This is a genomic window from Nostoc sp. (assembly GCF_036917395.1).
Classification (GTDB): Bacteria; Cyanobacteriota; Cyanobacteriia; order Cyanobacteriales; family Nostocaceae; genus Nostoc.
In genome coordinates this window covers 264,460-280,495 of sequence record NZ_JBALDI010000029.1, presented here as the reverse complement: position 1 = coordinate 280,495, position 16,036 = coordinate 264,460, and the positions used below count along the sequence as shown (strand labels likewise).

The 16,036-nt window shown below is 41.1% G+C and carries 12 protein-coding genes; 5 read left to right on the top strand and 7 right to left on the bottom strand.

What is annotated here, in order from left to right; all coding sequences use genetic code 11:
- Window positions 1-117: 117 nt before the first annotated feature.
- Window positions 118-1,599 carry an amidohydrolase family protein gene (locus V7K46_RS12170; protein WP_335113338.1) on the bottom strand — a complete coding sequence of 494 codons (1,482 nt, stop codon included), beginning with the start codon at window positions 1,597-1,599 and terminating at the stop codon, window positions 118-120.
- Window positions 1,600-1,673: 74 nt separating this feature from the next.
- Here V7K46_RS12170 and V7K46_RS12165 point away from each other — a divergent pair, with 74 nt between their 5' ends.
- Window positions 1,674-1,988, top strand: coding sequence for a hypothetical protein (locus V7K46_RS12165; RefSeq protein ID WP_335113336.1), 315 nt, complete (start codon window positions 1,674-1,676; stop codon window positions 1,986-1,988).
- A 2-nt stretch (window positions 1,989-1,990) separates the two neighbouring features.
- Here V7K46_RS12165 and V7K46_RS12160 read toward each other — a convergent pair whose 3' ends face one another.
- From V7K46_RS12160 to V7K46_RS12150, 3 genes are read right to left on the bottom strand one after another with little or no spacing between them, the layout of a single operon-like run.
- Complete coding sequence (locus V7K46_RS12160; RefSeq protein ID WP_335113334.1) at window positions 1,991-3,289, bottom strand: ABC transporter substrate-binding protein; 1,299 nt, start codon at window positions 3,287-3,289, stop codon at window positions 1,991-1,993.
- 19 nt (window positions 3,290-3,308) lie between these two features.
- A complete protein-coding gene (locus V7K46_RS12155) occupies window positions 3,309-3,638 on the bottom strand; it encodes a 4Fe-4S dicluster domain-containing protein (protein ID WP_273764792.1) in 330 nt (109 codons plus the stop codon).
- Entirely contained in the window at window positions 3,635-5,260 is a 1,626-nt protein-coding gene (locus V7K46_RS12150; RefSeq protein ID WP_335113332.1) for an FAD-binding protein, read from the bottom strand. Before V7K46_RS12150 ends, V7K46_RS12155 begins: the two co-directional genes overlap by 4 nt.
- Before the next feature lie 1,076 nt (window positions 5,261-6,336).
- Between V7K46_RS12150 and V7K46_RS12145 the strand changes: the two genes are divergently transcribed.
- The gene (locus V7K46_RS12145; protein ID WP_335113330.1) at window positions 6,337-8,085 is read left to right on the top strand and encodes an iron uptake porin; all 1,749 of its coding nucleotides are present in this window, start codon (window positions 6,337-6,339) and stop codon (window positions 8,083-8,085) included.
- A 33-nt stretch (window positions 8,086-8,118) separates the two neighbouring features.
- Here the strand turns inward: V7K46_RS12145 and V7K46_RS12140 are convergent, their stop codons facing one another.
- From V7K46_RS12140 to V7K46_RS12130, 3 genes are all read right to left on the bottom strand, one after another.
- Complete coding sequence (locus V7K46_RS12140; RefSeq protein ID WP_335113328.1) at window positions 8,119-9,135, bottom strand: glycosyltransferase family 2 protein; 1,017 nt, start codon at window positions 9,133-9,135, stop codon at window positions 8,119-8,121.
- 107 nt (window positions 9,136-9,242) lie between these two features.
- Window positions 9,243-9,953 (bottom strand): TVP38/TMEM64 family protein, encoded by a 711-nt coding sequence (locus V7K46_RS12135; RefSeq protein ID WP_298906841.1) that lies wholly within the window; start codon window positions 9,951-9,953, stop codon window positions 9,243-9,245.
- A 214-nt stretch (window positions 9,954-10,167) separates the two neighbouring features.
- Window positions 10,168-11,736, bottom strand: coding sequence for a hypothetical protein (locus V7K46_RS12130; RefSeq protein WP_335113326.1), 1,569 nt, complete (start codon window positions 11,734-11,736; stop codon window positions 10,168-10,170).
- Between the two features lie 1,072 nt (window positions 11,737-12,808).
- Here V7K46_RS12130 and ssuD point away from each other — a divergent pair.
- From ssuD to V7K46_RS12115, 3 genes are all read left to right on the top strand, one after another.
- Entirely contained in the window at window positions 12,809-13,957 is a 1,149-nt protein-coding gene (gene ssuD, locus V7K46_RS12125; RefSeq protein ID WP_335113324.1) for an FMNH2-dependent alkanesulfonate monooxygenase, read from the top strand.
- A gap of 133 nt (window positions 13,958-14,090) precedes the next feature.
- Entirely contained in the window at window positions 14,091-14,915 is an 825-nt protein-coding gene (ssuC, locus tag V7K46_RS12120; protein ID WP_335113322.1) for an aliphatic sulfonate ABC transporter permease SsuC, read from the top strand.
- Window positions 14,916-15,055: 140 nt separating this feature from the next.
- On the top strand, window positions 15,056-15,826 hold the full coding sequence (locus V7K46_RS12115; RefSeq protein WP_335113320.1) for an ATP-binding cassette domain-containing protein: 771 nt from the start codon (window positions 15,056-15,058) through the stop codon (window positions 15,824-15,826).
- The last annotated feature ends 210 nt before the right edge of the window (window positions 15,827-16,036 follow it).

Sequence of the window (16,036 nt, the reverse complement as noted above, 5' to 3'; positions counted from 1 at the left end):
TTACCCTCATCAAATGTTTATAGGCATTGGCAAAGACCCGATAAATCGCCAAAACGCGATTTATCGCCGTCTTTACAAGAATCAATCCTTTGTAGAGACGGCGATTCATCGCGTCTCTTACCTTTTCCCAGCCAAAAATTCATCTGCGGTTTTTTCCACAGCCGTACCTTTGAAGAAGTCACGATTCAAGCTGGTGTATAACTCCAAGGGATGAATTGACAAGAAATACTGCAAATCTTCCTCAGTGATAATCTTGCGTTCTACCATTGAATAGGTATTAGCTGCGATCGCAGTAATATCAGGTACGTCCCAGTGACCAGAATCGGAACCTAAAAATGCTTTAACACTATCGCCATAAGGATTAGCTTTCCGGTTAAAGGCTTGAGCTACACGAGTATCATCTGATTCTGTACCAAAGTAGAAATGATTCAAGAAGCGATCGCGAATATCCTCTGGCTTCGTTACTCCTGCTAGAGCGAATTCATCCAAATCACCTGGTTCTAGGGGAGATACTAAGTCAGCGTGGAAACCTAAACCACTGCCTAGCTGATCCAAACGATCATGTACTAATTCATCACCATAGCGGGTATAGAATTCTAGCAGTTCTTCATAATTAACATTGGCAGGATTATTATTTTCTACCATATGATCTTTATTGCGGGTATCCCAGTGCCAAATCAAATCGGTATACAAACTAGCACCCCAAGCTGCACCTCCTTCTAAAAAGGCAAACTTGAGTGTGGGGAAGCGGTGAGTTACACCACCAAAAAACAGAGATTTACATAGTGCTTCCGCAGCCGATGCAAAGTGACCAATATGGTTGTATTGGTAATTGCTAATCGAACGCCGATTTATCCAGCCCATACCGGAAGAGTGGGTGGTGGGTACAACTTTCAGTTCTACGCACTTCGCCCAGAAGGGATCGTAATCATATTTGCTATCCAAGCCAAAGGTGTCAATCCAAATGGCTTCGTTGGCTACTTCTTCGCCATACTTCTCGAAAGCGGGAATCGGGCGGCGGATATGTCCAGGGATTTGAATTGCTTTGAGTCCCAGCACTTTCACCGCATATTCCAATTCTTCGATCGCCTCTTCGGGCGTATTCATTGGAATGGAAGCAATGGGTGTTAAGCGATCGCTATAAGGACGGAAAATATCAGCGTGGTAGGTGTTAGCTGTACGGCAAACAGCCCGCCGCATTTCTTCATTACCGATGTGCGGTGCCATCGTTGCCAAGTTGGGGTACACAACTGCAAAGTCTGTACCAGCTTCTTGTAAGCGTTCGTGCAACAACTTCGGCAAACTAACGGTAGCTAAATTTAAAGCGTCGTTAGTGGGACGAGTCCAGAAGGGAGGGCGGGCTGTGCGGTGAGTACGGCGTTCATCCCAAGATTGGTTGAACCATTTAGAGCGAGATGCGCCAGGTAAGTGTTCTTGAAAACGTTGTGCGATCGCACTTCCAGCAACTTGCTCTAAATAGTCCAAAAATGCTGGGGGAAACTCTTGGGTATGTACATCGGTGTCAATGATAGGATAACCCAGTTTTTCCCGAATTTGAGCAGACTTAGTTTTTTGTGGACGGTCTAGTGCAATAGTCATAGCATTTTACCTGAATTTTTAAATGGATTAGTCAGGAGGCAACAGGCAGGAGGGAAGCAAGAAGGTTTTGAAATATGACGGTTGAGCCTTTGAGCTTGGAGGTTGAGCCTTTGAGCTTGGAGGTTAAGCCTTTGAGCTTAGAGGTTAAGCCTTTGAGCTTAGAGGTTAAGCCTTTGAGCCTGGAAGTTGCGTTTTTGAGCTTAGAGATTAAGCCTTTGAGCTTAGAGGTTAAGCCTTTGAGCTTAGAGGTTAAGCCTTTGAGCCTGGAAGTTGCGTTTTTGAAAAACTTAATTACAAAAATCTGTTTTTCTTGCTTAGAAAAGTCATTGATTTCTGCTTTCTACCTCCCTCCCTGCTTCCCCTACTCCCGCATCTGGGATGACAGATAAAATTAACGCTGTTGTTTGTTCACAACCCAATCTGTTAATTTAAAATTCGACTTTGCTAAATTCTGCGAAACTAAAAAATTCTTGGTGCCTTCTAAAAGTTTCACACCCTCGGCTGGTAATGGTTCTTCTGACACCTGTTTGAGTGGGAACGATACTTTGATGATATCGACGGGATATTTAGTAATTTGGGCGTGGTACTGATAATATTCTTCAGAATTAGCTTTTAAATCCTTGGTTGCTTCTGTCAAGATTGCGTTAAATTTCTGAGGAAAATCAGGCTGTTTAGCCAGAAAGCTTTCGGTCGCTACAACTAATGATGTACCTGAAAGACCTTGATGATTCGCAGAAGAATCAATCACTGGAAACCCTTGTGATTTCAGAAAAGGCCCCAGATCACTTGAGGTTGCATAAGCTGCTACATCACCACGTTCTAAAGCTGCTTTTGCCTCAGTAGTCATCAAGTGGACAACTTTTACATCTTTGGCAATTTTAGCCTCAGCTAACAGACCCAACAGGTATCGATGCATATAAGAACCTTTTTGGGTAGCTATTTTCTCACCTTTCAGTTCAGCGAGCGATCGCGGGCCATTCTTTTTCGCCACTAACCAGGCGGTTGTATTAAATTGGGTGATCCGCAGCAGTCGGGTTTCAACACCCCTCGCTCTCAAAACTATAGCTGGTGTATCTCCTAAAGAACCGACATCTAGTTGACCTGCGACAAGCGCCTCATTTAGATCCGGCCCGTTAGGAAATCGTGCAAAAGTAATGTTTTTAAACCCAGCTTTTTGCAGTTCACGATTTAATATTCCCTTTTTCTTTGCCCAACCAAGTGGCCCTGTAGGTTCTACACTACCTACATAACCTATTCGTAGGGTAGAAATGTTGTTAGATACAGCTACAGCACTATTGGTATTAATACCCTGAATGGATTGAGCAGATTTAGTTTCGCCTTGGCTACATGCTGTAGTTAGTAGCAACAGGACACAAGTTAATGAGGTTGATAATTTTGAAGGAAGTTTATAGCGGTTCTCGATTGGGTGAGTTACAATTTTGACCTCTCTCCTAAAAGGAGAGAGGCTTTGAATTTTTCCCCCTCCCCGCATCGGGAAGGGGGTTAGGGGGTTAGGTCTGTCTGCATACCTATAGCGGTTCTCGATTGCGTGAAGTACAATTTTGACTTTTGACTTTTGACTTTTGACTTCCCCAAAGGGGTTAGGTCTGTCTGCACACCTGTACCTCACCAAATTGAAAATGGCTATATTTTTACCGATAGAACCTGTTCCTGCTTTGAACGACAGCATGACTCTTTTCTCCGCTGTACTATTTCATCTGCTTCAAAATTTGGAATGTTTGATCGACTTTTGCTGTTGAAGTCCGTTTATGTCCCCAACCAATGTTTTCACGGTAACTACCCAGTAGCCCAACTTCTGCCAATTCTGCCTCGTTGACTGAAGTCTGCATGTCGCTTTCTGGTGCAACATAAAGAGCATCTACTGGACAATACAATTCGCACATATAACAGGTTTGGCAGTCACTCTGTCTAGCAATAGTTGGCGGTGCATCAGGTACACGGTCAAACACGTTAGTCGGGCAAATATTTACGCAGATATTACAATTTATGCACCGTGACTCGCTGACCAACTCAATCACACTAATGCTCCTATTTTGGATGATAACTTTTCTGTACTCTCTAAAGGCTCAACCTTCACCCAGACTTGATCTAATCCGCCACTAATCAGATAATGTTGCTGGTTAGCATCAAGTTCTGGATAGTCTAGATGTCTGTGCATACCACGAGTTTCTTTACGTTCAATGGCACTGCTGTACATCCATCGGGCTGTGGCTACCATCGCGGCAGCTTCTCGCGCCCGGATTAGTTCTTTATCTGACGTTACCTGGCTACTGCGGAGTTCTTGCCAAAGATGATTTAGCCTACCCAAAGACTCGGTTAAGCCTTGTTCTGTACGGAAATAGTTCTTTTCGTAGGGAAATACTTCAGCTTGGACTGCTTGAATAATTTCATTAGTTGCCAAGGTTTGAGAGCGATCGCTCCCACTCTGTAATACTACCTCTCCAACACCCTGAAGGCGGCGTTGAGTTTTGTATTCCCCCAAACTGCGCGTATATTCAGCAGCCGATTTCCCAGACCAATAGCCAGAAGATATTGCCCAAGCCGCATTATGGCTACCACCACCAGTAAAGCCGCCACAAATCAGTTCGCGTGTGGCTGCATCTCCAGCAGCATAGAGTCCCCGTACAGAACTGCTACAACTCTCATCTACAATCCGAATTCCTCCGGTACCGCGCACAGTTCCCTCTAGGCGCAGAGTCACAGGGAAACGTTGGGTAAATGGATCAATGCCTGCACGGTCAAAGGGTAAAAAGAAGTTAGGCTGTGCTAAACGCATAGATGAGCGCATCGATTCAGCCGCTTTGTCTATGATGGCGTAAACTGGCTGTTGCAGCAATGTCTGGGCAATTACTGAACGTCTATGAGAACTTGCCCCCGGAATCACAGTCCCGTCTTCGTAGGTGAAGGTTGCCCAATTATAAAACAGGGTTTTGGTAACTGAAGAAAAGGCGGGGGAGATGCCATAAGCATTGGAAAATTCCATACCCGACATCTGGGCACCTGCTTCAGCCGCCATCAGATAACCATCCCCTGTCAGGACGTTGCATCCTAACGCTTTACTCAAGAAAGCACAGCCGCCTGTAGCAATGATCGTGGCTGGCGATCGCACTATCCATTTACTACCAGTTTGACGGTTTACACCCGTTGCACCACCAACAGCACCATCGTCATCTACCAGTAGTTCTAAGGCGGGGCTATTGTCTAAAATTCTTACTCCTGCCCGTTGAATTTGCCGCCGCATCAGCCGCATATATTCTGGCCCTTGCAGCGATCGCCGATAGGGTTTGCCTTCGTCGTCGGTGGGAAAGGGATAACCCCAGTGTGCTAACTGATTGACGTTTACATAGGTCTGATTCAGGACTCGATCCATCCAGTTGCGATCGGATAAAAACCCACCCAACGATTCCCGACTTGCCTTTGCTGTTTCCCGTGCTTCTGGATCGGGTGGCACATACCACACACCATTACCAGATGCAGCAGCGCATCCAGTCGTACCACAATATCCTTTGTCTACAAGGACAACTCTAGCTCCACTTGATGCAGCACTCCATGCCGCCCAAGTTCCAGCTGGCCCACCTCCAATTACAAGCACATCTGCTTCTAAGTCGAGTTCAAAATCGATTGTTAACGTCTTCAGCATTTACAATTTCCCCCCATCGATAAAGTCTTAAGCATCAAGTCTTCACCCCATCGATGCTGCAAAATATTCACGAATCTGTTTATCTATCTTCTATAGGGCTTACTACTAGCCTTAAATTGTGGCTCCTTAAGACAGGTTGCCACCAGATTGGCATCAAATTAAATACTTTATCTTGATAAATAAACCGTAGTTTGTAATATAACAAAGCTTTTCACAGTTTTCGACAAAAAGCAAGCTTTTTAGCAAACAAATTCAAACGTAAAGTTATGTAAAATAAATCTTATTATCTCTCCCAAGAGACTTGCTTTTTACAGTATTTTGTGAAATTATCCAATATTAGTCTATAAAGTACTAAACTTCGATAGACTTACCGGTGTTTAATATATTTTTCCAAACAAGAGCAAGGAATCCCATTCCGGCTCAAGGCATCTACCAATGTTTTTCAGAGTTCGAGCAAGAGTGAAAGTAGCTAATAGCTGATCAGCTGTTTAGCGTCTAAAGTTTATAAATTCCAAAACTTTAGCCATCTTTGGCGAGGGTAAAAATTGGTGAAGTGCATTGGCAAAGAAGGAATCGGAAATATCTGGTTTCTGGGAATAACCATTTGGCAAAAATCTGTAAAAGACTAAAAGTTACAAAATGCCCAGAACTAACACTTACAGTTGGTTACAGCCGACTGGATTTTTAGTTATCCTCACCCCCAACCCCTCTTTGATGCTTTGGAGAGGGGAGTGTTTACTTTACTCAAATACGGGGTGAGGTGACGACAGTATTGCACCGAAGTGAGAACCGCTATAGTCCCATAGCCGAATTGGATGATATGTCAAAAGTTTTTACCAGAAGTCTTTTAAAAAAAATTACTTTTTTGAAAGTAAATGTGTAGCGGTGAAACAGCGCTAAGTCTTTGCAACAAATGAATTAGCTCTAGGAGCGTACAGATGTATGCCCCTACTTAGAAATCGAAGAAATTCCAATAATTATATATACAGATGTTCGCTCTTGCACAAGGTCTTGTAGCTACCGAAGAAGATTGAGCAGCGGAATTTAGTTGATATTGTGTGAGGAACAAACAACCCATGTCTAAAGTTTTGTGGAATTATTTGCTAATGATTCCTACTTTGTTCGGTGGACTCGTAGTCCTGTCTTCAGCTACACTCGCTGCTGAAGTAAAAAAGACAACACAGCCGACACAGCAATTAATACCAATTGAAAAGATTAACCCAACTGCCATTCCTCAAAGTACTTCACCTGAATCATCTTTTGAACCTTCTCTTAGCACATCAAAAGTTCCAGTTTTAGCAGTCCCTAGCGATCGCATGGAGCAAGTTACATCTGTTTCGCAATTATCTGATGTTAATCCTAGAGATTGGGCATTTCAAGCATTACAGTCTTTGGTTGAGCGTTATGGTGTGATTACGGGATATCCAGATGGCACATTTAAAGGTAATCGGGCGCTGACTCGTTATGAATTTGCTGCAGGCTTAAATGCAGCCCTCGATCGCCTTAAGGAATTGATTGCTACTAGCAGTGGAGAGTTGGTACGAAAGGAAGACTTGGCTACTCTGCAAAAGCTGCAAGAACAATTTGCACTTGAACTCACCGCCTTAGGCAAAAAGATAGATGCTTTAGAAACGCGTCAAGCTAAGGTAGAAGCTAATCAATTCTCTACAACTACCAAACTGCTAGGCATTGCCCAATTCTTTATAGGTGATACTTTTGGCAATGGTGCCAGTAGTAACAGGGATAACACCAACGTCTTTTTTAGCTACCGTGCTACACTTGCCCTACAAAGTAGTTTTACTGGTAAAGACCAGTTGACCACTAGTTTAACAGCAGCTAATGTTCCTAGTTTGACAGGAGTTTTTACAGGAACTCCAGAGACCCGGTTTAATACTGAAAGGAATACTTTTTACACGGACAGTTCTGTTTATCTTGACAGATTGTTCTATCGTTTCCCACTTGGAGCTAAAACCACTGTGTGGATAGGCGCCAGAACACTCCAACCGGTTACTTTTGCTCCGACGCTAAATCCCTTGGTTGGTAACGCCCAAACTGGTACTCTCTCGCGGTTTGGACTTTTCAACCCTGTAATTTACCGACCCGGTTTTGACGGTGCTGGTGCAGCTTTTGCTTATAAGTTTAATAATCAACTCCAACTCAACGCAGGTTACATAGTAGATGACGGTCTAGCTGGTAACCCCGCAGGCAACGCAACCAATAGAGGAGGACTCTTTGGTAACTCCTATGAGGCGCTTGGTCAACTAACCTTTACACCCAATCGCAATCTAGATATTAGTTTCGCCTACGCCCGCAAATACTTCCCTGCCCCTATCGCCGTTGGTACTGGCCCAACTGCTGCTTTTGGATCTGGTTATAACATCACTGGTGGTACAGGTACTACTGTCGCTATTCGTCCTTTTGCTGCCGCTCCCACCTCATCCGATAACTTCGGACTGCAATTCAATTGGAAAACCAGTCGTGTAGTTAATGTAGGTGGTTGGTTTGGTTATACCCTTGCCCATCAAGAAGGTACCAATAACGATGCAACAATAATTAATGGTGCGCTTACCTTAGCTTTTCCAGACCTGTTTAAAGAAGCGAATCTAGGTGGGTTGGTCTTTGGTGTACCGCCTATAGTCACTAGCAATGACATAACAACTCGTGTAAACAAAGATACCTCCTTTCATTTAGAAGGTTTTTATACCTATAGGGTGAATGACAACATTAGTGTTACTCCAACTGTGTATGTAATTCTCAACCCCGAAGGAAATTCTACCAATGATCCAATTTGGGTAGGTGCTATACGTAGTACATTTAATTTCTAACTATAGACTTTTTTCTCTCCCCCTACTTCAAGGTCAATACTTGTCTAGATTTTGAAGAGTAGCATCTTCTAAATTATCTAGTTTGTCAGAATTGTTCGTTAAGTTGGAGGATTTGTAATGTAAACCACCTACCTCAGCCAAAGTATAGAGGGGCCTAGCTTTAACTTCTTCGTAAATCCGCCCTATATATTCGCCTAAGATGCCAACACTGACTAACTGCACAGATCCCAGAAAGAAAATTGCCATCAAAATAATTGTAAACCCAGTTAAAGGCGAATGGGGGACAAAAAGACGCCAATACAAGACTAATAAAGCCATGAAGATAGCCGCCACCGCTGCTACTAACCCCAAGTAGGTTGATAACCGCAGTGGCACTATTGAAAAGGATACTAGACCATTAATGGCAAGCGCCAAGGATTTGCTGAAAGTGTATTTAACTTCCCCAGCAAAGCGGGGGTTGCGCTCGAAGCGAATTGCTGTTTGCTGAAAGCCAACCCAAGAACGCAGACCACGAATGTAGCGGTTGCGTTCTGGCATAGAATTGAGAATATTTACGATCTGCCGATCCATTAAACAAAAATCACCAGTATCAGTAGGAATCTCTACATCTGCAAGCTTCTTGAGAAGGCGATAAAAAAAGTAGGCAGTAAAACGCTTAAACCATCCTTCTTTGAGGCGTTGAGTACGTTGAGCGTAGACGACTTGATAGCCCTGTCGCCATTTTTCAATCATATCTGGGATTAGTTCTGGTGGATCTTGTAAGTCAGCATCAAGGATGACGATAACTTGACCCCGGACAAAATTAAGACCAGCAGTGACTGCAATCTGGTGACCAAAGTTGCGAGCAAAGCTCAGATAGCAAATACGCGGGTCTTTTTGATGGAGTTCTCGTAGTAATTGTAGGGAGCGATCGCGGCTACCATCATTGATTAAAATTAATTCTACAGGACCATCCATCCGATTCATTACTGCACTGAGTCTGCGGTAAAGTTCAGGAATAATTTCTTCTTCATTATAAATTGGAACAATCAATGAATACTTTGGTATCATCTAGAAATCCCGTTTAATTTTTGAACAGACAAGCTGGCGCACTGCTTGTCATCATAAAGGTTTGGTTCTCAGTATACCTAGCAAGACTCAAGTCAGATTATCATAATTTATTTATTCTTCGGATTTGTGTAATCTGAAGATTCTGATTTTTTCAGGTTTTCTACAGCTTTTTTGGGAAAAGTCCGACGATGGCGGTACCAAGTAGACCCTCCTACCAGTATTCCAGATAAGCCTAAGGCGAGTAGTAACGGCAAGAAATCGCCTGTATTGACTGCCTTCAGACCAGAACTACCTAATAGTACAAAAGGTAAGACACTAGGAACAGTACCAAGTGTCGTACCTAGAACATAATCTTTAAAGCTGATCGAAGTCAGTCCAGCGACAAAGTTGACCAAACCATATGGCATGATCGGTACTAGTCGGATGGCAAACATATAAAAAAGCCCTCCACGACGCACCTCAGCATCCATAGCTTGCCAGCGTCCTGCTAGTCGGTTCGCAACTGTTTTGCGTCCAATAGTCCGAGTAAAAATAAAGGCAATTATTGCCGCAATAACTGCTCCAACACTAGTCCAGAAAGTACCCAGCCAAGGGCCAAAAATTGCACCTCCAGTCAAATTAAGCACTGTTGAGGGCAAAACTAACATAGTTGCCACAACGTACAAGGCAACATAAATAATAGGTGCCCAAATTCCAGAAGATTTCAGTAATGCTTGAATTTTTGCTGGTTCAATACCGCCAATCAGATATAGTGCTACACCAGTTGCAATAATGCAGCTCAATGTGAGTAATAAAATACCAGTTTTTAAGTTCCACACTAGAATATTCCTACTTTTTTTCTAACACAATCTAATTTCTCTCAATTTGCCCTTTCATTAATTTTTGAAAATCTTGCTTCTGGAAAGCAGAATAAATTAATGAATTAAAAAATAAGTGAAGCTATTCGCTACTTTAGTCAGCTAAATAATACAGCCTTCAGAATAATCGCCAAAACTCCTCTTTTATCTTTTTTTTTAGGTTTTAAAACTATAATTATAATTTTAAAACCTCTAATTTATTAGTCAAGCTAGATGGGTCAATATCAATCTTATTAGCATTTCTATCTAACATATCTAACACAAGATAACCTTGGGAATATTTGTCTGTTGCCAAGAAAAATCTCTTTATTTCATTTATTTTTGTTTTCCAACCTTGGAAATAACATATAAATTTATTCTTTTTATTCTCTACAACGATGACATTTATATATACAGGTTTAGGTTTAAAAGCAGATTTTTCTTGAGCTTCAATAGCATCGTCTGTAAGAAGATTTGTTTTTTCATACTTTACCTTTGTATCTTTTGACAGAAGTTGCATTTGAACCACTGCCGGAATCGTATCCCCAATTACAAAAATTGGCTTATTTTTTGGCTCTAATTGTTGTAATTTGTTACCTAGTTGTTGCACTGTGTAAGAGTATTTCTTCGACATTGGTACAGGATAGGAATATTTATAGCTGATCAAAACAGAACATGTTAAAATTGCTGCGAGTGCTACTCCTGTATTTCTATTATTTTTTACAAAGGATTTTACTCTTGGGAAAATATCTGCTAAGAAAATTGCCATACTAATTGCTGCAACAGGAGCTAAATAGATAAAATGACGGGGTGGAGCAGCATTGGGTAGCCAAAATATGTAATTTAATAAGACTGTTGGTAAGATAAAAAATAAATTTGAATAATTACGTTGTTTATACACCAAATAAATGCAGGCTATCACAAATATCAGACAAATTAAAGGATTTAAGCCCCAAATAAAAAGTAGGTTACCACGCAAAAAATTATCAACGTATCTAACAGGATTATTCCATAATAAAAGTTGATCAAGTATTCCATTACTTTCTTGACCAACAATCACTGGAAGTTGTGATTGCATTACTTTAAAAATAATTATTGGAAAAACACTATATAAAATAGAAGTAGAAACAATCTTTTTAAAAGGATAATTTTCGAGAAAAAGACAGGCTGGAATTAGAGGAAACATTAGGATTGCATCAAGCCTGAACATTAAACATAAAGCAAAAGCAGCAATAATTAGTACATCCAATAAAATTAATTTATTCCATCCTAATCTCAATGATCTTAGAAACGAGCGATAACCAATCAAGGCTAATCCTATGAACATGAATAATACAGCTTCAGTCATGGGATGTCCATATTGGCTGGTTGCCCTCCAAGCTGGGATCGATATTAGTAATATGTTTGCTAATAAGGCTATAGTTGTTCCCCAATATCTCCTAACTAAAAAGAATAAAGGTATAACCATCAAAATAGCACTCAAGGCATTTATATAGTTCATAAAAGGAATTATCAGAGCCAAATTTGTTTGAAAAATTGGCCTAAAAAAATCTAATAATACAAAGTATGCAAAAGAGATATCACGACCATAAAGCATACTGCTTCCTAATGGTTTATTAGATGTGATCGAGTCAATAACACCCATTGCCATGCGGAAAGTATCTCTCTCACCAAAAGTAGCTTTGTATACAATCGTTAGGTAAAATATACTAGCTAACCCTAATAAAGCTACAATTAATACAGTTGTATTATTTTGTTGTTTCATAACTGTTCAGTAACAGACTTCATTGTAACTCTACCATAGAGAGTTAAATTCCAAAATATTTTTAACTAAAAATTGAGTTATATCGTCAAGTAACCAGCTTTTTGAAGGTGTCTGATTTACATCTTTTTTATCAGCTAAAATTTGAGAAATATGGGGCTTTTTTTGAGTTAGGTGTGCTTTGGCTGCTCTTTCTCTGGATCGCATGGATGATCACAAAAAGCTTTCAACCTAACCCTCTTCTATCAAATTGGCGAGACAATAATCTCTAACCCTTATAGCATAAGACTTTTACCATCAACTCTGATTTCAGCCATTCTGTTAGAAAATAAACGCTCAAATTCTCGCTCAATCTCAACTTGAAAAAGTGGCTTTTATTTTTATTTTCCTAGAGTGATAAAAGAGGACTAATTTGACCAGCCAAATGTTTGATAACTTTCGATAAACTGAAACACCTATAAGACTTACGCACTGTACAAATTAATCATGGTATGCATTTACCATCCATAGGTCGTTTAAGGCTTTTATTAATCATTTTTTGATGCTAAATAGATCCGCGCCCTATGGGCACAGCATTGCTGTGCCCCTACGACAGATATGATTTTTCAAATCATCTATATTTGGTCTTTCCTGTCAAAGCATAAGTCCCAACTTATTTCTTTAGCTGATACCTTGTCTTGATATTGTATCCATCAATACATATCACCAGATTTTTCCTTTAACTATTCCTGTTCGGATATGATCTGTGTATTCAAACTCTACTGCTTGGTCACAGACTTCTCGTAACCATAACCTTTATTCAAGCACAGACCTTGGGGAGTAGACTTTGAAGATGAAGGTCATCCGACAATATAAGTTTTTGACAAAACTTGTATTCTCCACGACAGCCATCTTTGCTCCAAAAGTGTAATGATTACCAGGATTATCCGCAAAAAAGTAAATTTTGTGGGTAGTTATTTTTTATGAATCGTTAATCTACACTGGTTTTTTAAATAATTTCCTGTAAAATACTGATTAAAAACTACGGTAATTGTGTCGAGTTATAGTAGTTTTAAGCCCTCATACCCTGACAAACATGCAAATTCTTTGGTTTATTCCTACTGGATCTCATGATGGACGCTATTTAGGCACAGATATTGGCTCTCGTGTTGCCACACCTGATTATTTGCAGCAAATTGCCCAAGCTGTAGATAATTTAGGCTACACGGGCGCATTGTTACCCACAGGGAGTTCTTGTGAAGATGCTTGGATAACTGCTGCCGCTTTTATATCTGTCACCAAGCAGATGAAATTTCTGGTGGCAATTCGCCCAGGAATTACTTCCCCAGGTGCTGCTGCACGGATGGCAGCAACATTTGACCGGATTTCTAAAGGAAGATTGTTGATTAATGTGGTTACAGGTGGAGATCCTGTACAACTGGCTGGGGATGGCTTGCATCTTAGTCATGACGATCGCTATGATTTAACCGATGAATTTCTCACAGTTTGGCGGGGTATCGTCAGTGGGGAAACAGTCGATTTTAAAGGAAACTACCTGGATATCAAAGGCGGTAAACTCCTATTCCCACCAGTTCAAAAACCCTATCCACCCTTGTGGTTTGGTGGCTCATCTGCTGCTGCCAAGCGGGTTGCTGTTAAACATATAGATGTTTACCTAACTTGGGGCGAACCTCCACAACAAGTGGCCCAAAAGATTGCTGAAGTTCGGCGATTGGCAGCTGAACAAGGTAGAACAGTAAGTTTTGGGATTCGCTTGCATGTAATTGTGCGAGAAACCGAGTCTGCGGCTTGGGATGCTGCTAATGAGCTAATTAAGTATGTGGATGAGGATGCGATCGCAAAAGCTCAGAAAAACTTGGCTAGTTCTGATTCTGAAGGACAGCAGCGCATGAGTCAACTACATAGTGGTAGTCGAAAAGCCTTAGAGATTAGTCCCAACCTGTGGACAGGAATTGGATTGGTGCGGGGTGGTGCTGGTACGGCCCTAGTTGGAGATCCCAATACCGTTATCGCTAGGATGCTGGAATATCGCAATTTGGGCATAGAAACCTTTGTGTTCTCTGGATATCCCCATTTAGAAGAAGCATATCGCACTGCTGAATTATTATTTCCACGTCTACCTTTGCAGAACCAATCTACACCGCTAACACCACCAGTCTTGAGTACTGTTAGCGAAATACTTGGCAATGAAAAATTTACTAAACAACTAACGAGTGCCTCATGACTATGCCAATTTTAGATTTTGGATTTGGGATTTTGGATTAAGCAAAAACACCAAATTTAAAGTCTAAAATTTGATGCTTCTAGATTTATGCTTGTGGACAATCTAAAATCTAAAATCTAAAATCCAGAATTCCATGACTATTACCCTTAAACACACCAAAAGCAACAATAATATATCCCTGAGCGAGGTGTTAAACAACCCGCAAATCGAGAAAATAGTTCCCTGGATTGTCCCCGTTCTAGTGCTAGTACTTTGGGAACTTGCTTCCAGAACTGGTTTACTCTCAACTAGAATTTTACCAGCCCCTAGCGGTGTAATCGCTACAGCGATTAAACTAGCCTCCACCGGAGAACTTTTTCACCACATAGGAATTAGTGCTGGGCGGGCGATATCTGGTTTTCTAATTGGTGGCAGCATTGGGTTCGGTTTGGGATTGCTCAATGGCTTTTCCCGTGTAGCAGAAAAGTTATTAGATAGTTCCCTACAAATGCTTAGGACTATCCCTAATTTGGCATTAATTCCGCTGGTAATTCTCTGGTTTGGTATTGGCGAACAAGCTAGATTATTTCTAGTGTCTATAGGGGTATTTTTTCCGTTATATCTGAATACATTTCATGGCATCCGTAGTGTTGACCCAGGACTGATTGAGATGGGAAAAGTCTATGGATTGAAAACACCACAACTTCTGTGGCAAATCATTTTTCCAGGAGCGTTGTCTTCGATTCTGATTGGTGTCCGTTTTTCTTTGGGGATTATGTGGCTGACATTAATTGTGGCAGAAACGATCGCAGCAGATTCTGGTCTTGGTTATATGGCAATGAATGCCCGTGAGTTTATGCAAACTGATGTTGTGGTCTTGAGTATTGTGATCTATGCACTACTGGGTAAATTAGCAGATGCTGTTGCCAGAGGATTAGAAAAAAAATTCTTGGCTTGGAACCCCAATTATCAAAATTAGTAAATGCCAAAGTTACCATCAAAGGTTGAATATTCTTTATTTTAACTTTTGACTTCTATTCATTTTGAATGTGATTTGCTTTCTTCAACGTCTCATCAAATAATTAAATCCCGATTGTTCTAAAAAAGGAGATTTTGCAAGTGAGTTCTAATATACAGGGTACACAACTAAGTATTTTGGATTTGACGAAGGCTTTTGGTAAGAAAACTGTTTTAAACTCGCTGAATTTAGAAGTTAAAGCAGGTGAGTTTGTCGCTATTGTCGGACGTAGTGGTTGCGGTAAGAGTACCTTATTGCGTCTTGTGTCAGGATTAGATAAAGCGACTTCAGGCGGAATACTACTAGATGGAGAACCCCTGCATAGACTCAGCCGCTTTGTAACAGTGATGTTTCAAGACCCCCGCTTGCTGCCGTGGAAGCACGTTGTTCAGAACGTGGGGTTGGGTTTGGAAGGTAATTGGCGGGAAAAAGCTTTGTGGGCACTCGATAAAGTCGGACTCAAGGATAGGGCTGATGAGTGGCCATATGTCTTATCTGGTGGACAACGGCAACGGGTGTCATTGGCAAGAGCATTAGTTAGTCAGCCCCGTTTGTTGTTGCTAGATGAACCTTTGGGAGCATTGGATGCTTTAACTCGCCAAGAGATGCAGAGTTTAATTGAGAACTTGTGGCAAGAGCGGAGATTTACTGCGTTTTTGGTGACTCATGATGTGGAAGAGGCTGTGGCGTTGGCAGACCGAATAATAGTGATTGAAGAAGGACAGATTTCTCTGGATTTGCCTGTGAGAATTTCACGCCCACGAAATAGAAGTAGTGAAGTGTTTGTGAATATCAGAGAAGCAGTTCTCCAGCGAGTAATGAGCCATGAAGGTTCTCAGCCAAATAACCAATTTTTGCAGTTTAGTAGTTGAGATTTAGCTTTTGTTAATTGATTAATATAATGCTTGAGGTAGCTGCGGTAAAATAGGCTACTTCGAGACTCAATATTGCTAATATAACAATTTTATATGATTTGTGAAAAATAATTTTTTTCTAATAAACCACAGAGACGCAGAGAACGCAGAGAGAATAAAGAGAGATTTTCACGAATGATTTAGGATTGTTATAGCTGAGTATATTCT